The sequence below is a fragment of the Corynebacterium sp. HMSC05E07 genome (genome assembly GCF_001807225.1).
GTDB classification, from domain to species: domain Bacteria; phylum Actinomycetota; class Actinomycetes; order Mycobacteriales; family Mycobacteriaceae; genus Corynebacterium; species Corynebacterium singulare.
Window position 1 is genome coordinate 1 of record NZ_KV788244.1, and the last position, 19349, is coordinate 19349.

The window sequence follows — 19349 nt, forward strand, 5'->3', positions numbered from 1 at the left end:
TCGGGTCCTGCAGGAAGGCGGAGTTGCCGGTTGCAGCGGCGTTGCGTGCGAGGGAAGCGACCGGGTTGGGGTCCGCGCCTTCTGCCTTGGCGTTCGGGTTGAACAGTGCCGCGTAGGTCTGGCCATCGTCCTGGAAGGCCACGGAGACGCGGTCCTCGGTGGTGCCACCGAGGAACTGGTTCGCGTGCTCCAGCTCAAACTCGATGGTGCGGCGGGACAGGTCCGGGTTGACGAGGAATCCAGTGGTCATAGCTGTGAGAGCTCCTTAATAGCCAGTGAGGGCAATTTTCCGCCCTCACACTACCTGTGCGCTGGGGATCCCGCATCCGCTAGAAGCGGAACCTCAACCTCCAGTTGGGTATCGGTACCGCAGGCCAGCCCGGAGGGCTCTGCGCCCTCGTGGATGAGTTGGGAGGCGATGGCAGCGATCATGAGGCCATTATCCGTACAGAGGGAAAAGCGCGGTACGCGCAGCTCGATGCCAGCAGACTCGCAGCGCTTGGCCGCCAGGGCGCGCAGGCGCGAGTTCGCCGCCACGCCGCCACCGAGTAGGAGCACCTTCGCGCCGGTGTCTTGGCAGGCGCGCACGGCCTTGGCGGTGAGCACGTCAGCCACCGCTTCTTGGAAGGAGGCACACAGGTCCTCCACGCGGATGGTGTCGCCTTCGCGCTCCGCCTTTTCCACGTGGCGCGCCACCGCGGTTTTCAGGCCCGAAAAGGAGAAGTTGTGGCGGTTGGGGCCACGCAGATCCTCGGCGCGGGAGAGGCCACGTGGCAGGTCGATGGTGGGTTCGCCTTGGGCGGCCAGCTTATCGATGACCGGCCCTCCCGGATACCCCAACCCCAGCAGGCGGGAGACTTTGTCGTAGGCTTCGCCGGCGGCGTCGTCAAGCGTGGTGCCCAGTTCCTTCATGGGTTTGCCCACGGACTCGACCTCGAGCAGCTGCGTGTGCCCGCCGGAGACGAGCAACGCCACTGAGTGCGGCAGCTCCTCGCCCTCCAGGTTCGCAACCGCAACGTGTCCACCGAGATGGTTCACGCCGTAGAACGGTACGCCCCACGCGGAGGCGAAGGCCTTAGCGGCAGAAGCACCGACGAGGAGAGCGCCGGCCAGTCCCGGCCCCACCGTGGCGGCCACCGCATCTGGCTTCGCGACGCCCGCCTCCTCCAACGCCGCCGTCATCACCTGAGGCATGGCCTCAAGGTGGGCGCGGGAGGCAATTTCGGGCACGACGCCGCCAAATCGCGCGTGCTGTTCCATGGAGGAGGCTACGACGTTGGCGAGGATCTGCATGTGGCCGTCATCAGATAGCTCAATGATGCCCACACCGGTTTCGTCGCAGGAGGACTCAATGCCGAGGATGATCATCTCTCACTCTTTCGTGGTCGGTACATAGTGTGGGCGTCGGCGCCGGACGGCTGGTAGTAGTTGCGACGCAGCCCGTTGATCACAAAATCATAGGCCTCGTAGAGGCGGATGGCAGGCTCGTTGCCCACGCGGACTTCGAGGAAGATCGGCGCATCGTGGGCATCTGCCAGCTCGACGAGAGCATCCATCATCATGCGCGCGATGCCGCGGCGCTGCGCCTCGGGCGCCACACCGATGGTGCGGATTTCATAGTCTGGCCACGCGGCAGGACCCATCCGCCCCACGCCGGCGTAGCCCAGAGCTTCCCAAGGTTCATCATCCTGCTCCGCCTCATCCACTGCCCAGTAGGTGGTGTGTCCGGCGGCGATCTCCTGTTCAAAGGCACGCGCGGGCCAGGGGCTTTCGCCGGGGAAGAGGATTTTTTCCAGCTCAGCGCAGCGCGGGGCGTCAGCAGGAATGAGCGGGCGCAACCTCATGATTCGGTCAGTTCAGCGCCGCCGACGAGCGCAGTTGAGCGTGGCTTAGCCTGCGGAACCTTCGCATCAGGGCGGCGCAGATAAAGCGGGACGAGCGGCGCGGGTTCGGCCGTAAAATCTGCGCAGGCGACAAGGCCGGCCGCGCGCGGGGTCGCCCACTCACGGGGAAGCCCGGAGAGGGCTTCCGGCAGGCGCGGGGCGATGGATTCAGGGAAGATGAGCCGCGCGGAGTCTGTCGGCATTTCAAGCGTTTCCGGCTTGGACACCTCAGGGCCGCTCACCCGGCGCCCATCGGCATAGGTTCCCCAGTACACCTCTTTGCGGCGCGCATCGATAGCCACCAGCCACTCCCCTGCTCGACCATGCGCGATGGCATCGAGCGTGCACACGCCATGCACCGGCAGGTTCAACGCCACGCCCAGGGCGGACGCGGTAGCCATGCCAACGCGCAACCCCGTGAAGGGACCCGGCCCCGTGCCCACGACGAGGGCGGAGAGGTCGGGGTAGGTGAGGGAGGCGTCGACAAGCAGCTCCTCAATCGTGGGGATGAGCTGCTCATTGTGGGCACGCGTGTCGGTGATGACACGATCGATGCTCTCGCCCGTGTCCGTGTCGACGATTCCCGTGACAAGGTCAGTCGTGGCGGTGTCGAGTGCGAGAACCTTCATTAGCCCACGAAGTGCCAGTTGGTGCTGTCGTCATCCTTCTCGGCGCGGAGGAACTGCATCGGCGTGTTCGGCTGGACCGGGTACACAGCCGGCAGGTCCTGCCCCTGTGCCTTCGCTGCTTCAGTCTGCTTGAGCAGCTCATCACACAGATCGATGTTGGAGCGCTGAAGCTTCTCCGCGTGGTACTCCTGCTCGGTGGAGACGGTGACGAAGTAGTTCACGTCATCGGCCACCTTGCCGTCCTCGAATTCAATGTCAGCGGTATCCACCTGGGCTTCGGAGAGATCCTTCTCCGACGTGCCCGGGCACACCACCAGGCCGCCAACCTGATCGGAGCCATAGACATCCGGAACGATGAGCGCAGCAAAGTTGAGGTTCTTCGGGTAGTCCGTCAGAGTCTCAGACAGCGTCGACGTGATCTCGCCATCAGCGGAGTCTTTATTCATCGACAATGCGATGAGGGCCGCAAGGAAAATGGCGAAGCCGCCGATAACAACGGTGGTGATGAATTGGCCGAGCTTGTTCATAAAGTTTATTCGCTCCTAAAAAAGGGAGGTACAGTACGCGTTCATCCTACGCGACTGCCCTCCCATGCTCCTGCACTACCCAGCGCAGGCGCGTGTTAGACGATGATCAGCGCCAGCATCTGACACATGAGGATCTTTCCGATAATCGTGGTCGGATAAACCGTGGCATAGCCACGCTCCGCCAACTGAGTTCCGGTCTGCGAGTTAAGGTATGCCATGACCGCAGGGTTGGTGGTCATGCCGGCGGCTACGCCCATGGCCTCATCAAACTTGAGACGCAGCACCAAGGTGCACACGAGACCGATGCCGATGGCAGAAACGAGGGACAGCACAACGCCCACACCCATGTACTTCAGTGACGTCGGATCCGACAAGGCGTCACGGAACTGACCACCGGCAGAGGTACCCACGCCCGCCAAGAACAAGGTCAGGCCCAAGGTCGAGATGGTCTGCTTAGCGTGGAATGGCATCTGCCAGTGAATGGGGCCCGTTCGGCCAAGCGCACCGAGGATGAGGCCCACGACGATGGGACCGCCACCGAAACCGAAGGACAGGGTGGTACCGCCTGGTAGCGGAATCGGGATAGCACCGAAGAGTAGGCCGATGAGCAAGCCAAGGGCAAAGGGGAACAAGTCAACGTTGCCGAGCTTGGATTCGGAATCACCGAGGAAGTTACGGACGCTATCAAGACGGCCCGGTGCAGTGACAACACGGACACGGTCCGAGTAGTAGAGCACGGTGTTCTCATTCGGCACGATTTGAGTATCACCGCGGCGGATACGGGCGATGAGGAAGCCATGGCTCAAGGTGTCCAATTCCCCAATCGTGCGGCCGGCGACCTTCGGATTCGACACCGTGAGGCGGCGGTAAATAAGGCCATCTTCCTCATGAAGATGCAGTTGTATCTCTTCGCCCAAGATAGCGATCGCGCGCTCTAGCGCTGGGATGGTGCCGTTGAGCAGAAGCTCCATACCGGCACGCAGCTCCATGTTCGGATCAGCAAGGACGTGATCATTCGACGTGCGGAGGCAGCGGGTAGCGATGACCGCCTCACCCGTGTATTCCGCAAGCTCGCCCACGGTAATGCCGTGGTCTTTGGTCAGGCGCACTGCCTTCCACTTGAGAGGCTCGGACAGCATGCCTTCTTCTTTGGCATCCTTGACGTGGTTGATACCGAAGAGCGGGGCGCCGATTGCGGCTACCAGGATGGTGGCGATGATGCAGCCGGGGTAGGCCAGGGAGTAGCCAACGACGGGGGCACTGTTTCCACCCAATGTCTCAACCACAGCAGCCATACCCGGCGTGGAGCTCTGGGAACCGGCCAGCATACCGACGGCCTGGGCCGGGTCGAGATCGAAAAAGCGCACCGCCGCAGTGGTCAGGCCAGCCAAAACGAAGAACAGAATGATGACGACCAACGACATCTTCCAGCCGCGTCGACGGAAATCCTCAAAGAAGCTACGACCAAAGTTCAAACCAATGACGTAGACGAAGATGGCCAGACCAAACTGGTAGACAAACGGGGGAACCACAATGTCCGGGTTAGCTGCGGACAAGCCCAAAGCCACGAACATTGCAGCCGCGGCACCGAGGGAAATTCCAAAAAAGTTGATTTTACCGACGGCCAAACCGACCGCCATGATCAAAAAGAGTGTTAAGAGGGGTTGTTCAGCCAAAAAGGCCAGCACATCACATCACCCAATTCCAAGTAAAGACGCGGACATCATCCTCTGAGTCGCGGTTGATTGATACAGCAAGATAGGAATCCGATAGACGCTCCATGAAGCCGCCACCCCACTCAGCAACAACCACAGCGTCTTCGAGATCGGTGTCTAAGTCTAAACTGTCGAGCTCCCCCAATGGATCATCGGAATGGTCAAGGAGCCGGTAGGCATCGACGTGCACCAACGTCGGCCCACCCACGGTTGAGGGGTGCTCGCGGGCGATGACAAAGGTGGGTGAGGTGACCCGCCCTTTCACCCGCATTCCCCGAGCAATGCCCTGGGTAAAGGTGGTTTTTCCGGCACCCAGAGGGCCATCAAGAATGACAAGATCCCCGGCTTCGAGCGCGGCTCCCAATTCTTCGCCGAAAACCTGCGCGTCCTCCGCAGTGGCGGCCTCGCGGGTTCCAGAGTGTGGAAAATCACTAAGCATTAGAAGTTCCTTCACAATAAATTCGGGTGGTACGGCCGGTGGGACGGCACACGATTTCATAGTTGATGGTTCCGGCGGCGTCGGCAAGCTCCGTCGCACTCATTCCGCCGCGGCCAAACAGGACAGCAGTGTCCCCCGCCTCCACGCCGTGCGGGTTGGAACCGAGATCAACAATGATCTGGTCCATGCACACGCGCCCTACCTGCGGGTATAGCTCACCACCAAGTCCCACGTGGAGCGCCCCTTGGACGTCGCGCGGAAGACCGTCAGCATAGCCAACAGCCACAGTGGCGAGGTAGCGGTCACTCTCCGCGGTCCACGTAAGTCCATAACTTGTGGACTCGCCTGCCGAAATCGGCTTCACTGCCACGACGGAACTTTCCCAGCTCATGGCAGGCGCGAGTCCATGCTCGCGACCGGCGACGGGCTCCAGCCCGTAGAGAGCCACGCCCACGCGCACCTGGTCAAAGCGCGCGGAGGGCCGCGTCAGCGCTGCCGGAGAGTTCGCAAGGTGGTTGATGGGGCACTCCAGGCCCATGTCACGGGCGCAGGCCAGTGCCTCCCGAAACTCCGATTCCTGGTGGTCATTGTGGGGATGCGTAGGATCATCTGCGCACGCAAAGTGGGACATGAGGCCGAGGACGGTGATCGTGGGGGCGTCGCGAAGCACTGCGAACGTTTCGGACCACTCGTGCTTATCGACGCCCGACCGGTGCATCCCCGTCTCCACCATCACGAAAGCCTCAGTGTGGCGCCCAGTCGCAATCAGTGCACGAGCGTGCTCGAGGGAAGGAATGCCTATCTGAATGCCGGCATCCAGCGCCGGTGTGAGATCCTCGTGCGGGTCCCACAACCAACCGGCGATTGGAGCGGTGGGGATGACCTGACGCAGCGCCACGGCTTCGGACAGTGTGGCGACACCGAAAGCATCCGCTCCCGCCTCCTCCATGACTGGAGCCACACGCTCGATGCCGTGGCCGTAGGCATCCGCCTTAACCACGCACATAAGACGGGCTGGGGCCACCGCCTCCTTAACAACAGCGACGTTGTGGGCAATAGCGGCGAGGTCAACGGTGGTTCTCAACATGCCCTCATTGTGCCACGAGCGGGCAGGAGCTCCATGCTCGCTGCCCGCTCGTTGGTACTGGGGATGGATTTACTCCACGGTGACGGACTTGGCCAGGTTACGGGGCTGATCCACGTCATAACCCTTAGCCGTGGCCACGCCGCAGGCAAAGATCTGCAGCGGCACGGTGGCCAACAGCGGCTGCATGAGGGTCGGCGCCTGCGGGATGCGGATGATGTGGTTGGCGTAGGCCTCCACAGCCTCATCTCCTTCTTCCGCAATAACGATGGTGATGGCACCACGGGCGCGGATCTCCTGGATGTTGGAGACCACCTTGGAGTGAAGGGAATCGCGGCCACGCGGGGACGGCACAATGACGAAGACCGGCTGGCCTTCCTCAATCAGTGCGATAGGGCCGTGCTTGAGCTCGCCAGCAGCGAAGCCCTCGGCGTGGAGGTACGCAATCTCCTTGAGCTTAAGCGCACCCTCAAGTGCTACTGGGAAGCCCACGTGGCGGCCCAGGAAGAGCACCGACTTGGCGTTCTCCATAGCGTTGGCCAGGTCATAGACCTGCTGCTCATTGGCGATAACCTTTCCAACCTTGTCGGGCATCGCACGCAGCTCGTTGAGGACAGCGTTGACCTCATCGGAGAACATGTTGCCGCGCAAGCGCGCCAAGTACAGGCCCAGCAGATAGGTTGCGGTGATCTGCGCCAGGAAGGCCTTGGTGGAGGCCACAGCGATTTCCGGACCGGCGTGGGTGTACAGGGCAGCGTCGGACTCGCGAGGAATGGAGGAGCCCTGGGTGTTGCAGATAGCGATAACCTTGGCGCCCTGCTGACGTGCGTGGCGCACGGCCATGAGAGTATCCATGGTCTCGCCGGACTGCGACAGAGCCACCACGAGGGTCTTCTCATTCACGATTGGGTCGCGGTAGCGGAACTCGTGGGCGAGCTCGACCTCACACGGAATGCGGCACCAGTGCTCAATGGCATAGCGCGCGACGTGGCCGGCATAAGCTGCCGTACCGCAGGCGATGACGATGATTTTGTCGATGGACTTGAGAACCGACTCCTCGATACGAATCTCATCAAGAATTAGGTTGCCGTTCTCATCGAGGCGGCCCAGCAGCGTATCGCGCACGGCGGCAGGCTGGTCGTGGATCTCCTTCTCCATGAAGGAGTTGTAACCACCCTTCTCAGCTGCAGCAGCATCCCACTTAATCTCGAAGGGCTTGCCTTCTGCAGGGTTGCCGTCGTAGTCAGTAATCTCAATGTCGTCAGCGGTGATGGTCACGACCTGGTCGTTATCCATCTCGACGGCGGACTTGGTGTAGTCAATGAAGCCCGAAACATCTGAGCCCAGGAAGTTCTCGCCTTCACCCAAACCGATGACCAGCGGCGAATCGCGGCGCGCCGCCACGATGCGGTCTGCCTGATCAGCGTGAATAGCCAAGAGCGTGAAAGCGCCTTCCAAGCGGGCACCGGTCAGCTGCATGGCCTTGGTGAGGTCCTCGCCAGCCTCATTGTGGAAGATATCTCCCAACAGGGTGGAAGCTACTTCGGTATCAGTTTCGGAGACGAAGTTGTGGCCCTTGGACTCCAGCTCGTGCTTAAGTTCGGCGAAGTTCTCAATGATGCCGTTGTGAACGACGGCAAGCTTGCCTTCATCAACCACATGCGGGTGGGCGTTGAGATCCGTCGGGCCACCATGAGTGGCCCAACGGGTGTGACCAATGCCCAGGACGGAATCCTTCAGCGGGCGGGCTTCGATTTCCGCCTCAAGTGCCGCTACCTTACCGGCTTTCTTGCGCCAGCCAATCTCACCATCGGTGTACATGGCAACGCCCGCGGAGTCATACCCGCGGTATTCGAGACGGCGCAGGCCTTCCAGCACCACGTCCAAGGCAAAGTAGTCACGACCATCAGTGTTATGGCCTACATATCCAACGATTCCACACATAAAACGGGATCCTACAGCACGGATCCCCTCCACCGAAGGTCAGGGACGGGACTTTCACTGCAGAGGACGCCGCCTTCATCGTCGTCTTTAAAGACCCCTCTACACGACGCATTCCACCTGTGCGGGCACTCTTTCCTCTATTCTATAAAGCGTGTCTGCGAATTTGAAGAAGCATCTCGGTACGTTGTCCAAGCGCGGCCCGCACCGCGTCCTCGTTGGTGACCTGTCCTATGCAGGTCTGGAGGGCAAGGTCTACACCCCCGCTGAGGGTAAAGGCTTGCCGGCCGTGGCCTTTGCCCACGATTGGACGAAGAACGTGAAGGATTATCACGCCACCCTGCGCCACCTGGCCAGCTGGGGCATCGTCGTCGTCGCCCCGGATACGGAAACTGGCGCTTTTGCCAATCACCGCAACTTGGTTGCTGACGTCGAAAGCGCCCTGCAGATCGCCACGGGCGTCAAGATGGGCGCCGGTAAGATTTCGGTTTCTCCTTCGAAGCTGGGCATTGTCGGCCACGGCATGGGCGGCGGAGTCGCTACGTTGGCTGCAGTAGACAATCCCAAGGTCCGTGCGGTTGCGGCCCTCTATCCTGCTGATACGTCACCGTCCGCAGTCGAAGCTGCACGTACCGTAAAGGCACGCGGCCTCATCATTGGCTCGGGCCAGGATGACATTTTCCGCGCTGGCAATCCTTCCAAGCTGGCCAACGCGTGGGCCGGCCCAGTGGCGTACCGCGAGATTGCTAAGGGCACGCAGTCGGGTTTCAGCGAAGATAAGTTCTTCAAGCTCGCGCTGGGCTCCGGCTTTTTCCAGGGCTCTGCGGTGGAGACCGCCCGCGGTCTCGTCACCGGCTTCCTCCTCAGCCAGCTTGCCGGCGAGTCTAAGTATGACGATTTCGCGGCTGCCGACGCTTCCGCGAAGGGCGTCGAAAGCTTCACCGGTGAGGCACTGGCTCAGCGCGCTGGCTTCGAACGCGACTAAATACGTATCAACTAGAAGGCGCCGCAAGGCGCAACTCTTCCTTCAGCTACAGCAGGACGGTCAGTTATCCGTCCTGCTGTAGCCTTTTAGTCGAGGGACCTCAATAAGGCACCAGGCGATAAGTCCAATGCCTGGAAGAAGCAACTGAGCGGCCGTCCACAGCTTTATGTGCGCCATATCTCTGTCGTATTTAATCTCAACGCCAAGCACAACAAAAGCCACCAAGAGGTACAGCATGGGAAGAACGCCCCACAGGACGTCATAAAGCCAAGGCACTGTCATGCGGCATTCTCCTCACCCTGGTTGATACATGCAGTAGTCAGGCACCTCACAGTATCACCTGTGACTGCGAGGAACCAGACTTGTTTCTCGCTGCTGCATCAGCTGCGCCTGAGCACCGATTGCACTTGACCACGCGGGCGGTTCTGGCCCTGTCCCTGGCTTTGTCCATGCATAACGCCTCTAGAAGCTGTGCTTCGTCCCTGTCTTTCTGTGTGCGTTTGGGCTTGGGTAGCGCGCTGCGCAGACTTCTCCAGTTCGTCCTGCGCCTTGGCCATCGCTTTTTCAAACTCCAGTAACCGAGCTGCGGTGCGCTCGCGGAAACCGCGGGCAAAGTCATCGAAATCATTGTGCGGCATTACCACTGCCCTGCCTTTCGTGCGTGTACGGACGGGGATTCTGGCTTCGGTGCCTCGGGAGCATCATGAGGTTCAGTTCCTGGGGCTGCCTCGGGCGCTGACGGCGCAGGCGCAGGCAAAGGATCCGCAGGGACAGGAGCTCCTGCTGCTTGTACATGCGCAAGCTTCTCCGCCGGCGGCACAGGTTCGGGCACCGTGTTCAGCTCTGGAGGTGGAGCAATCACACCATCGCTTCGTGCAGGTTCCGGAGCTGGCTCTGGCTCGGGAGCTGGCATGTCCTCTGGCTGAGGCTCTGGCTCAAGCTCCGGAACATTTTCCAGAAAATCCATAGCTGCATCAGCGAGGAGGCCAATCCCGACCAGCGCAACCCCCACGCCGAGGATGCCCAGGATTCCGCTGCACGACACCTCCGGAGTGCACTCCTCCGTGGGAGCGGGTGGTTCCACGTCCTCGCAATCTTCCGACTCATCCGGGGTGTCAGCATCATCCGGTTCGTGGGTTTCATCGCTACCGTTTGAGTCTTCAGTTGGCTGTGGGTCCGCAGGAGGGACCGTCCCCGTCGAAGCTTGAGAACCTGCATCAGCTGGCATAGTGGGTGTTTCGTCGCGAACACCTTTGGCTTCCTCACAGTCGCAGGAAGAGTTTTCAAGGGCCTCGGGACAGCCACATGGTTCGGGAGCGTTGTTCTCGCATTCTGCCTCAGAAACGGTCGTCACAGGCTCCGGAGCAGCGACGCTTTGTGGCCGGGTCTTCGGCACAGTCTCCTCGGCCGGGACACCCTTCTGCTCCTTTTCAGGCTCAACTGGTGGTGCCGGCTTCGGTGAGGACTCGGGCTGCGGGTACTCCTTAGGCGCTACGGCCGCAGGTTCGGTCGTTTCCTTCGGTGGCGTCTCCTGCTCACCCGGAGCTTCAGGCGCGGAGGGCTGGCTTGGAGCCGAAGGCCCTGACGGCTGCGTAGGTGAATCTGGCGTGGCAGGAGCTGCCGGGGAGGCAGGTTGGGTCGGCGGTGCTGGTTGCTCAGGTGAAGTCGGCTCACACGGTTCAGGGCTGGGCTGCGGGCAGGGCTGCGAATTGTCGTCGCGGCCGCACTCAGGCGCAGGTGGAGTTTCGGGCAATTCGCGTTCGCAGACGTCACTACAACGTTGTTCAAACTCGCAGTAGCAGTTCTCAATAGCGGTATCGCGGTCCCGGCACGTCTGCGAAATTGTGTCATTCGTTTGCTCGATGAGGTCACCGCCGATGGAGGAAATCACCGGAATGATGAGCTGGCCCAGCGGATGACGCTGCAGCAGCATGGTCAGAATGTTGAGTAGCGGAATGACTGCAGAGATGAGCTCCACCAAAGCGGAATCGGAGACATCGACGACATCCTCAATGGCGTCCGAGCATTGCTGCGCCGATTCCACAAGGTCATCTGCCTCCCGGCGTTCCTCTTCAAAGTCATCCTGGACGCCACGTAGGCGGTCCATGATCGCGCCCCCAGCCAACGACAGCACCGTGCCGAACAAAAACTCTTTCAAGCCCTTACCACCGCCCAACGGACGCCGCGCGCCCATCGCGGACGCAGTGTTCATGACTAGGTCACCTGGGTTGATGCCTTCGACCGATCCCACCATGTCCCCCAGCAAGCCGATAGGCGTGCTGGGGCCGGCATAGCTGCCCATACTGGCAGCCTGAAACTGGGATACCGCCTGTGAATAATCCCCCAGAAGGGATTTGACCACCGTCGACACTAGTTCACCCCCGTGGTTTGCGTGCCGAGTTGACCTGCAAGGCCACGATCGACATCGCCGTAGGCACGGATCTGCGCGCGGGCGGCGTCAGCGGTGGCAGATATGTTGTCCAAACGCCAGGCGCCACGCTCATGCAAGCGACTCAACAGTGCTTGAATCTGCGCTCCATGACCCCCAAAATCCCTGCCTGCTGAGGATTGAGGGAAATCGGGGGCATCGCCCCGGTGGGCATCGCTTTGCACGGCAGTCTGGTCAATGACGTTGCTCAGAAGCCGCATGGCTTCGTCCTCATCAAAAAATACGTCGGGCATACAAGCGCCCTCCTTCTCGTCCACAATGAACAGTTATTCCTGCTCTTATTGGACTGAGAAAGCCCCCTCTCGGTTCCCCGTCATCCCAAATTTTCCGGGGAACCGCTGAACACGTGATTTACACTGCGGAAACGGCCGCGGCAAGGCGTCCTGCTACCTTGCGTGCCTGCTCCTTCTCAGAGGCCTCCACCATGACGCGGAAAAGCTCCTCGGTACCCGACGGACGCAGCAGTACGCGGCCAGTGTCACCCAGCTCCGCCTCGGCGGCGGCGATGGCTTCCTTGACCTCGGGGGCGTCGAGAATCACGGCTTTGTCAGACACCGGAACATTAATGAGGACCTGTGGCAGCACGGTCATGACGGAAGCCAGCTCCTTGAGAGACTTCCCGGATTTGGCCATGCGCGCCATGATGGACAGGCCGGTCAGCGTACCGTCACCGGTGGTGCAGTCATCCGGAAGAACGACGTGACCGGATTGCTCACCGCCCAACGAGAAATCACCACGGTTGAGCTCCTCAAGCACGTAGCGGTCACCCACCGCAGTTTCCTTGACCTCAATGCCCTGCTCCTTCATCGCGATCTTGAGACCCAGGTTGGACATGACAGTAGCTACGAGCGTGTTGAAACGGAGGTCATTCTCCTCCTTCATCCCCACGGCCAGCAGCGCCATAATCTGGTCACCGTCGACGACAGTCCCTTCAGCGTCAACGGCCAAGCAGCGGTCGGCGTCACCGTCATGCGCCAGGCCCAGGTCTGCGCCGTGCTCCACGACGGCCGCCTGTGCCTTGTCAATGTGGGTCGAACCGCAGTCCTCATTGATGTTGAAGGCATTCGGCTTGTTGTGGATAGCAATAACCTCAGCACCGGCTGCCTCATACGCAATTGGAGCCACCTTAGACGCAGCACCATTGGCGGTATCGACAACGACCTTGATGCCGGTCAGGTCAGTGGTGACAACTTCAGCGAGGTGCTTGAGGTAACGCTCACGGCCATCGGGAGCCTCAGAAATAATGCGGCCGATCTTCGTGCCCGTCGGGCCTCCCTCCGTGATGGTGTCCATGGTGTCTTGGATGCGGTCCTCGACCTCATCCGGGAGTTTCTTGCCGCCCGCAGAGAAGAACTTAATGCCGTTGTCCGGCATTGGGTTGTGCGACGCCGAAATCATCACGCCAAGATCGGCCCCAAAGTCATCGGTAAGGAACGCGATGGCCGGGGTCGGCAGCACGCCAACACGGACGACGTCGACGCCACGCGAGGCCAAACCCGATGCGATAGCCGCGTCCAGCATTTCACCGGATACGCGGGGGTCACGGCCGATAATGGCGAGCGGGCGGCGCTCGTAGGACTCACGGTCCGAGGTCAAAACCTCTGCCGCAGCCTGTCCCAGGCGCAGCGCCAGAATCGGGGTGAGCTTCTTGTTCGCGAGACCGCGAACTCCGTCGGTTCCAAAAATACGAGTCATAGCCCTCAATTATGCCTGCTGCACCCCACCTGTCGCAGGTTGGGACAATTTGCCGCCTGAGCAACGCTAGTCTCGAGCCATGCGCTGGGGAAACTTCCCCAATCACCGCGCGCGATGCGCCAACCTCTGCTTGAATAAGCAGCATGGCTGATGCGACAGGTTTAAAGCGCGTGAGGGAATCGAAGGGAGTGAAGCTCCTCAAGACCCTCACTGACGGCGTGCTGACCAAGTTCAATATGGCTGTACTCGCCGTCGCGGCGCTCTTCCTGGTGCTTGGCAACACCGAACCCGCGAAGACGGAGGAACCTGCAACCATCGCTCCGGGCGAACTTGTGGAATTAAAGCAAGCAGAAGTTGTCGTCGACGAGCCCCAGATCGACAAAGGAATGGTTCACGTCACGGCGACGTTCCTTAACCTTGAGGATGTCACCTTCCTTGGCTACCACGACATGTTCACTCTTACTCGTAATGGCGAACCCGTTCCATTCGACCAATTCACCATTGCACCGTCAGATTCAAATGGACTTGTACAGACGCCCAACCCCGGTGTTCCTTTTTCCGTCGACATTAGCGTGGAGGCGGCACCCGGCACATCATTAGTGCTCAATGAGCTGACATTGCGTAAATCCAGTCTGGATATGTCTTTTCGTTGGTTTGATCCTAAGCAAGTAGCAAAGGTGGAGCTGGCGTGACCCACCGTAGATCCACACAATTTCCTCTGCTCAGGCGTAAAAAAATCCCCATGGTAGCGGTAGCTGCTGCAATCACCTCTTTGGGAATCTTTGTCAGCGAGCAATTGCCTAATCCTCGCGAGGTAGAATCCGCGGGATTCAAATACACGAATGAGATCCCCGGGCATAGCCGTCTGAGCAATGTTTCGGGCAGTACCCGCAAGCTTGCACCTGGTGAATATGCGGAGTTCAAGGCCGATGAAGCTTCGGCCGTTGAAGAACTTTACGAAGCCAAAATAGACTTCACCTTACAGCGCATTCGCGGTTATCCTCTCAACATCAAACTCGAGGACTCAGAGGGCCGCGTATATCGATCTAATCCACCCGAATGTGAATCTGCCTTAAATTCACAACCAGAGCTGTGCACAGGCACTTTTATAGTCCCAGCCTCGGCCCTCGGGCCAACCACACTCAGAATCGAAGTGGAAGCCGTCTTTGGCGATGGATTCCATGAACAACCGCTTCCCATGTACAAAGAAATCCAATCGCCGGTGGAGTTGAAAGCATGAAACAACGAAGGGCAAAACTTTGGTGGTGGACAGCCACGATACCAGCACTCGCAACCATGATTGCTGCCTCCTCTTCGATTATGGTCCACGCCTACCGCCCTTTGTCCGTGCACTCAGCGGTAAAGGCGCATCGCAATGAGTCTGTGACCTTCGATTTTGAGTACAACGCTGATGAGGAGCGCTACCACCGAGCAGCAACCGTTGAACTCACCTCAGTAACGCCTATCGAGCAATCAGAGTTTCTCGAAAGATTCAAAAACACCACTGAATGGGACTTCTACTACCCAGAACTTCTCGAACAATCTGAGATAATGGCGGCCACTGTCACGTGGGCTGCCGACCCCGAAGTACCTTTGGACGGTTGCTACGTGAGCTTGCGCGATGCCAACGGGCTCGAACATTCTAATTTCCTCAGTAATTCACCCTCGGATGGGCCCAAAGAAAATGAGAGAATTGTAGGTTGTGAGCCACAGGGCGCTTTTGGGCCAATAGCCCTTAATCCTTTTGAATCGACCCCTCATATCATTCCGGAGCCCAGCCCTCGCCCCCGTGAATGGGAAATGACCTACCATTTCCTCGTGACCCCGGGATTCAAGCCGACTGAGCTAGTCATCACTTGGGATGGTCCACACGAGGTACGGTTATTCACTGAGGCTTAATTATTGGGCAGTTCAAGTTGCGGAAGGTTGGGCTAGAAGCCTTCTTCTCGAAGCACGTCCTCGATGTTGGCAGCCCCCGGGTCGGATTTATTCCAGCCCCACGTCACCATGACTCTTTCTTCGGGGTAGTAAATATAAATGTCGCCTCCTCCATAAGTACCGTCATCCCACGTGTTGGTCAATATGTCCGGCTGGTCTCCACTTCCTTCCCGCAAGACCCTCGTATCAGTGCCTCCCTTATGAAAGCTTGGGAGATCGGTTCGGATCTTGGCTGCCTCTTCACCAATGATCACCTTGCGAGTCGAATGAAAAGTCATAATGGGGTCTTCATCCTGTTCTTTTGTTAGCCATGGCCAACACAGATACCCATGCACTCCTGTGTAGATTCCGTCAACGGAGTTATCCAAAGTTGTTTCGCTGCAATTGGCGATCTTCTCAATGAACGCTTCGGGGAGAACATCCTTGGTCTCCGGGCGAAGGTTCACGATGTGATCTTCGCGCAAGTCAGGGCGTGCGAGTTCTTCTTCAGGTTCGTGCCGCTGTATCTGTTCGACCGTGATTCCTCCAGCGATAAGCAGCACTGCAACTACTAAAGTCACAATGTTCAGCGTGCGCGAGCTTAACGTCGACGATTCCTCGATTGCTGCCTGTGCACGGTCTTCCTCGAGTATCTCGTCTGGTTGGTTCTGAGATGCCTTGACAGGGGCTGCATTCTCGGTCACTGAATCCACACCTACTTCTCTTCCATAGGAACAGCCGAAACCTCGCCAACAACAGCAGCTCCAGCGTTCGGCTCCGAAACATCGTCCTGTTCCTCAGTATTTCCGCGCAATTCTTCATCGGAATACTCGGCGCTCAGGAAGCGATCAAGAGCCGCCACAACCAAGGGAAGCGCCACGATGAAATATGCTGCACGAGCTAGCACCAGAACATAAGGCTCAAGTCCCACAGTTACGATTCCTAGAGCCATTGGCTTGATAAGTGCGCGCAATGCATAAATGACACCGAGCTCGGAGCAAGAGGCTAGGACAAAGACGAAGCAGAACGTCAGCATCGGCACGGCGCCGGCAACAGTAAGCGTCTTAAAGTTGCGCCACGCGTTTCGGAACGGTCCTACGAGAGGTTGCGCGGCGTTATCCAGCATGTCCCTCGTCGTCCGGAAGGCTGCTTCCGAATAGCGGCGACCATACTCGGCCCACATCTTTTGTTCATCGTGCGGGGAAAGCTTGCCCTTTTCCGCTGGGCCCTCAATTGGTGCGTCAGCCACCGTCTGCTCCGGTGGTACTGTGTCCTCTTCCGCAGCTGGTTTCTTGTCCTTGTCCCTCGTCAGACTCGTGTTGTACACCACCGCACCCAACGTTAGCCAGGCGAATGGCACGACAATAAAGTTGCCGATTTGGGCTGCGTTACTCCACAGCCAACCGATCACGTCACCCACAATCCACGTATGGTCTACGACCCAGTCTTTGGCGGTGACAATGGCATCCCAGGCGGGGCCGATTCCTTTTCGGGTAACAATCCACGAGCGAACCTTTTCAAGATTGCTGGTGATGCTCAGAGACGCCGTGGCCATCCACAACACCTCTAAATAAGCCGCCGCAGTGGCCACGCCAAAGGCACGTTCACCTAGTTTGAGCGCACCGATGAGTTTGCGTAGTACAAGTATGGAGAGAATAAAGCCGCCAAACAGCCAACCAGAGTCGATGAGGGAACGGTCAAAGTCATAATCTAGAAAGCTATTTGCCACTTCGATGGTGACCGAGTCATAGACAAACGTGCGGCCGTCATCGCGCAGCAATCCGTGGGACGAATACACGGTGAGGAACGGAATGAGCAGGCCACCGACGGTGAGAAGCGTGGTTCTATCCAGTTTGGTAAAGCGGGTCTCGCCGCCGAAAAACTCCATCGACGGCTGCATGATCCAAAAACATATGATGACACCTGTCATCACAGACAGCGGCGCAAAGGGGAAGATCAGGGTTGCCGCTAGGGGCGAAACTGAAGAAACAACAACTGCCAGCCACAGCACCGCAGCGCGCGACGCCAACGATAATGCAATCACGGTGACCAGCTGCGGCAGGTAGCGCCACAGCAGCTTCGCGGCATCGACAGGAACTGCCAGTGCGTCCCTTACGCTTTCCTCAATCACATTCACGCCGCTTAGTATAAGGAGAATCACACAGCTGCGCTGCACGACCGGGAAACTTACCGGGTTACTCCCCATGGGAGTAAGACCAAGACAGGCAGCATGTTAATGGCATGTAGTCAAGTAGCGCCCCGAGAATTTGCGGAGAGAACGTACTCTCCAACAACGGCGAAAGCCGCCGCCTCCTGTGAAAGGAAGCAGCGGCTTTCGGGCAATGCAGTAAGCGAAGAATTAACGCTTGGAGTACTGCGGGGCACGACGTGCCTTGTGCAGACCAGCCTTCTTACGCTCAACGGCACGAGCGTCACGGGTGAGCAGGCCAGCCTTCTTGAGGGCCGGGCGGTCAGCCGGGTTGTAGACGTTCAGTGCGCGGGCGATGGCCAGGCGCAGGGCGCCGGCCTGACCGGTCGGGCCACCACCGTTGACGGTGACCTTGATGTCGAACTGGCCGTCGCGCTCGAGGATGGTCAACGGCTGCAGGATGTCCTGCTGGTGCAGCTTGTTCGGGAAGTAATCGTCGAACTCGCGGCCGTTGACGGAGATCTTGCCGGAGCCGGCAACGAGGCGAACGCGAGCGATGGCGCGCTTACGGCGACCAACGGTCTGGATCGGGCCCTCGTGGATGGCCGGAGCAGCGGTCTCAGCCTCTGCGTCGGTCTCCGGTGCCAGGGAATCACCGATGGTGTTGGTGAACTCCTCGGTAGCGGCGGTTGCTGCAGCGATGTCGGCAGCGTCGGCTACATTGTTGTCGATGTTCTGCTCGGTCATTACTGTGCCACCTGCTTAAACTCAAAGGTTTCCGGCTTCTGGCCGGCGTACGGGTGCTCCTCGCCCACGAAAACGTGCAGCTTCTTGATGGAGGCATTGGACAGCTTGTTGTGCGGCATCATGCCCTTCACAGCTTCCTCGATAACGCGAACCGGGTTGGCGTCCAGGGACTGACCAAGGGTCATGGACTTCAGGCCGCCCGGGTAACCGGAGTGGCGGTAGCGCATCTCGCGCTCGCGCTTGTTAGAGGAAACGTGGATCTTGTCCGCATTAAGGATGATGATGTGGTCGCCGCAATCAACGTTCGGTGCGTACTGGGGCTTGTGCTTACCACGCAGCATGTCTGCCACGGTGGAAGCGAGCTTGCCCAGAACCACGTCGGTAGCGTCGATGACGTACCACTTGCGGGTGATGTCACCGCTCTTCGGGTGGAAAGTAGACAAAATGACTCCTTGAAAGTCTGTCTCGGAACTGCCGGCCAACGCTATGTAAGCCCCTACGCGGTACATACAGCGGCCGGTGGAGACCTGCAGTACGCGCGCACCTCAATAAAGGGTGCGGACACATAGGTGATTCACCTTAGTACGCAGCAGGTCAAAACCCAAAACGCCGATATCGCCCCCCGCCAACTTTTCTACTCCCGGTGAATGGGGGTGGGGGAAGCGGGAGAAGAATTGTTGACGAGAAGCGATACCGGCGCCTTCCGCAGGCGGGAGGTACTTCGAGCACACAGGTGATGGTTGATGGTGCGTCCAGCCTCTCCTTATCTCTTGTCCAGCGCCATTCACCGCTCACAAGTGTGAATGGATACGGAAAAGAGTGCTCGGGTAGCCCGCTGTGGAAGGACGGTGAGCGTTTAGCCCCAGCTCGCAGCGGCGCGACGGTTGACGTCACTCATATTGTCGTTGCCCTGAGAGACGGTGGTGGAAATGGTGGCGAGCACCGTGTTGAGCTCGGCGGCGGCCTTATCCCACTTAGCCTGCGCGGCGTTGTAGGCAGAGGCAGATTCGCCTTCCCAGCTGGACACCATGGGCTGCAGGGTGGCCTTGAGGTCACCGAGGAGACCGTTGATGCGGCCGGAGGTGGAGTTGATATCGGCGGCGGCGCCGGCGATGGCGCCAAACTGGTACTTGATTCCAGACATTGTGTGTTCCTTGATCTGTGGGTTAGTGGAGTCGTGATAGCTGAC

At 59.3% G+C, this 19349-nt stretch carries 20 protein-coding genes and 1 pseudogene; 4 read left to right on the forward strand and 17 right to left on the reverse strand.

The genetic code is table 11. The features are described 5' to 3' along the window. From HMPREF3149_RS08175 to glmS, 9 genes and pseudogenes are all read right to left on the reverse strand, one after another. Window positions 1-250: pseudogene (locus HMPREF3149_RS08175) on the reverse strand (hypothetical protein); the annotation flags it as partial. A 50-nt stretch (window positions 251-300) separates the two neighbouring features. Further along, window positions 301-1368, reverse strand: coding sequence for a tRNA (adenosine(37)-N6)-threonylcarbamoyltransferase complex transferase subunit TsaD (tsaD, locus tag HMPREF3149_RS08180; RefSeq protein ID WP_070537426.1), 1068 nt, complete (start codon window positions 1366-1368; stop codon window positions 301-303). Then, window positions 1365-1844, reverse strand: a complete 480-nt coding sequence (rimI, locus tag HMPREF3149_RS08185) for a ribosomal protein S18-alanine N-acetyltransferase (RefSeq protein ID WP_042529424.1) — start codon at window positions 1842-1844, stop codon at window positions 1365-1367. The genes tsaD and rimI overlap by 4 nt, the downstream gene beginning before the upstream one ends. Further along, window positions 1841-2512: a tRNA (adenosine(37)-N6)-threonylcarbamoyltransferase complex dimerization subunit type 1 TsaB gene (gene tsaB / locus HMPREF3149_RS08190; protein WP_070537427.1), complete on the reverse strand. Its 672-nt coding sequence runs from the start codon at window positions 2510-2512 to the stop codon at window positions 1841-1843. Before tsaB ends, rimI begins: the two co-directional genes overlap by 4 nt. Beyond that, a complete protein-coding gene (locus HMPREF3149_RS08195; RefSeq protein WP_070537428.1) occupies window positions 2512-3039 on the reverse strand; it encodes a hypothetical protein in 528 nt (175 codons plus the stop codon). Before HMPREF3149_RS08195 ends, tsaB begins: the two co-directional genes overlap by 1 nt. A gap of 95 nt (window positions 3040-3134) precedes the next feature. Next, window positions 3135-4727 carry an aspartate:alanine exchanger family transporter gene (locus tag HMPREF3149_RS08200; protein ID WP_042529418.1) on the reverse strand — a complete coding sequence of 531 codons (1593 nt, stop codon included), beginning with the start codon at window positions 4725-4727 and terminating at the stop codon, window positions 3135-3137. 1 nt (window position 4728) lies between these two features. Further along, window positions 4729-5193: a tRNA (adenosine(37)-N6)-threonylcarbamoyltransferase complex ATPase subunit type 1 TsaE gene (tsaE, locus tag HMPREF3149_RS08205; protein ID WP_070537429.1), complete on the reverse strand. Its 465-nt coding sequence runs from the start codon at window positions 5191-5193 to the stop codon at window positions 4729-4731. Continuing rightward, complete coding sequence (alr, locus tag HMPREF3149_RS08210; RefSeq protein ID WP_070537430.1) at window positions 5186-6280, reverse strand: alanine racemase; 1095 nt, start codon at window positions 6278-6280, stop codon at window positions 5186-5188. The genes tsaE and alr overlap by 8 nt, the downstream gene beginning before the upstream one ends. A 69-nt stretch (window positions 6281-6349) precedes the next feature. Next, the gene (glmS, locus tag HMPREF3149_RS08215; protein ID WP_070537431.1) at window positions 6350-8221 is read right to left on the reverse strand and encodes a glutamine--fructose-6-phosphate transaminase (isomerizing); all 1872 of its coding nucleotides are present in this window, start codon (window positions 8219-8221) and stop codon (window positions 6350-6352) included. Between the two features lie 151 nt (window positions 8222-8372). Between glmS and HMPREF3149_RS08220 the strand changes: the two genes are divergently transcribed. After that, entirely contained in the window at window positions 8373-9203 is an 831-nt protein-coding gene (locus HMPREF3149_RS08220) for a dienelactone hydrolase family protein (protein WP_070537432.1), read from the forward strand. A gap of 637 nt (window positions 9204-9840) precedes the next feature. Here HMPREF3149_RS08220 and HMPREF3149_RS08235 read toward each other — a convergent pair. From HMPREF3149_RS08235 to glmM, 3 genes are all read right to left on the reverse strand, one after another. After that, a complete protein-coding gene (locus tag HMPREF3149_RS08235) occupies window positions 9841-11574 on the reverse strand; it encodes a zinc metalloprotease (RefSeq protein WP_070537435.1) in 1734 nt (577 codons plus the stop codon). Then, entirely contained in the window at window positions 11574-11885 is a 312-nt protein-coding gene (locus HMPREF3149_RS08240; RefSeq protein ID WP_070537436.1) for a hypothetical protein, read from the reverse strand. Before HMPREF3149_RS08240 ends, HMPREF3149_RS08235 begins: the two co-directional genes overlap by 1 nt. 118 nt (window positions 11886-12003) lie before the next feature. After that, window positions 12004-13347: a phosphoglucosamine mutase gene (gene glmM / locus HMPREF3149_RS08245; protein WP_070537437.1), complete on the reverse strand. Its 1344-nt coding sequence runs from the start codon at window positions 13345-13347 to the stop codon at window positions 12004-12006. A gap of 143 nt (window positions 13348-13490) precedes the next feature. Here glmM and HMPREF3149_RS08250 point away from each other — a divergent pair, with 143 nt between their 5' ends. Genes HMPREF3149_RS08250 through HMPREF3149_RS08260 form a run of 3 tightly spaced genes read left to right on the forward strand, consistent with a single transcriptional unit; the run spans window position 13491 to window position 15246 of the window. Beyond that, complete coding sequence (locus HMPREF3149_RS08250) at window positions 13491-14039, forward strand: hypothetical protein (protein ID WP_141741482.1); 549 nt, start codon at window positions 13491-13493, stop codon at window positions 14037-14039. Between the two features lie 50 nt (window positions 14040-14089). Then, window positions 14090-14587, forward strand: a complete 498-nt coding sequence (locus HMPREF3149_RS08255; protein ID WP_168162194.1) for a hypothetical protein — start codon at window positions 14090-14092, stop codon at window positions 14585-14587. 56 nt (window positions 14588-14643) lie between these two features. Next, complete coding sequence (locus HMPREF3149_RS08260; protein ID WP_141741483.1) at window positions 14644-15246, forward strand: hypothetical protein; 603 nt, start codon at window positions 14644-14646, stop codon at window positions 15244-15246. A 32-nt stretch (window positions 15247-15278) separates the two neighbouring features. Here the strand turns inward: HMPREF3149_RS08260 and HMPREF3149_RS08265 are convergent, their stop codons facing one another. The 5 genes from HMPREF3149_RS08265 to HMPREF3149_RS08285 all read right to left on the reverse strand — a co-directional run bounded on the left by HMPREF3149_RS08265 (window position 15279) and on the right by HMPREF3149_RS08285 (window position 19304). Beyond that, window positions 15279-15968, reverse strand: a complete 690-nt coding sequence (locus HMPREF3149_RS08265; RefSeq protein WP_141741484.1) for a hypothetical protein — start codon at window positions 15966-15968, stop codon at window positions 15279-15281. An 11-nt stretch (window positions 15969-15979) separates the two neighbouring features. Continuing rightward, window positions 15980-17401: a hypothetical protein gene (locus tag HMPREF3149_RS08270; protein ID WP_141741485.1), complete on the reverse strand. Its 1422-nt coding sequence runs from the start codon at window positions 17399-17401 to the stop codon at window positions 15980-15982. 222 nt (window positions 17402-17623) lie between these two features. Then, on the reverse strand, window positions 17624-18160 hold the full coding sequence (gene rpsI, locus HMPREF3149_RS08275) for a 30S ribosomal protein S9 (protein ID WP_042529389.1): 537 nt from the start codon (window positions 18158-18160) through the stop codon (window positions 17624-17626). Beyond that, entirely contained in the window at window positions 18160-18603 is a 444-nt protein-coding gene (rplM, locus tag HMPREF3149_RS08280; protein WP_070537443.1) for a 50S ribosomal protein L13, read from the reverse strand. The genes rpsI and rplM overlap by 1 nt, the downstream gene beginning before the upstream one ends. A 413-nt stretch (window positions 18604-19016) precedes the next feature. Further along, window positions 19017-19304 carry a WXG100 family type VII secretion target gene (locus HMPREF3149_RS08285; protein WP_042529385.1) on the reverse strand — a complete coding sequence of 96 codons (288 nt, stop codon included), beginning with the start codon at window positions 19302-19304 and terminating at the stop codon, window positions 19017-19019. Window positions 19305-19349: the final 45 nt, after the last annotated feature.

Coding starts and splice junctions, on each gene's coding strand:
- alr (WP_070537430.1), bottom strand. CDS start 6,280: ATGTTGAGAACCACCGTTGACCTCGCCGCTATTGCCCACAACGTCGCT.
- tsaB (WP_070537427.1), bottom strand. CDS start 2,512: ATGAAGGTTCTCGCACTCGACACCGCCACGACTGACCTTGTCACGGGA.
- rimI (WP_042529424.1), bottom strand. CDS start 1,844: ATGAGGTTGCGCCCGCTCATTCCTGCTGACGCCCCGCGCTGCGCTGAG.
- glmM (WP_070537437.1), bottom strand. CDS start 13,347: ATGACTCGTATTTTTGGAACCGACGGAGTTCGCGGTCTCGCGAACAAG.
- tsaD (WP_070537426.1), bottom strand. CDS start 1,368: ATGATCATCCTCGGCATTGAGTCCTCCTGCGACGAAACCGGTGTGGGC.
- tsaE (WP_070537429.1), bottom strand. CDS start 5,193: ATGCTTAGTGATTTTCCACACTCTGGAACCCGCGAGGCCGCCACTGCG.
- HMPREF3149_RS08240 (WP_070537436.1), bottom strand. CDS start 11,885: ATGCCCGACGTATTTTTTGATGAGGACGAAGCCATGCGGCTTCTGAGC.
- HMPREF3149_RS08195 (WP_070537428.1), bottom strand. CDS start 3,039: ATGAACAAGCTCGGCCAATTCATCACCACCGTTGTTATCGGCGGCTTC.
- glmS (WP_070537431.1), bottom strand. CDS start 8,221: ATGTGTGGAATCGTTGGATATGTAGGCCATAACACTGATGGTCGTGAC.
- HMPREF3149_RS08255 (WP_168162194.1), top strand. CDS start 14,090: ATGGTAGCGGTAGCTGCTGCAATCACCTCTTTGGGAATCTTTGTCAGC.
- rpsI (WP_042529389.1), bottom strand. CDS start 18,160: ATGACCGAGCAGAACATCGACAACAATGTAGCCGACGCTGCCGACATC.
- HMPREF3149_RS08250 (WP_141741482.1), top strand. CDS start 13,491: ATGGCTGATGCGACAGGTTTAAAGCGCGTGAGGGAATCGAAGGGAGTG.
- HMPREF3149_RS08285 (WP_042529385.1), bottom strand. CDS start 19,304: ATGTCTGGAATCAAGTACCAGTTTGGCGCCATCGCCGGCGCCGCCGCC.
- HMPREF3149_RS08260 (WP_141741483.1), top strand. CDS start 14,644: ATGATTGCTGCCTCCTCTTCGATTATGGTCCACGCCTACCGCCCTTTG.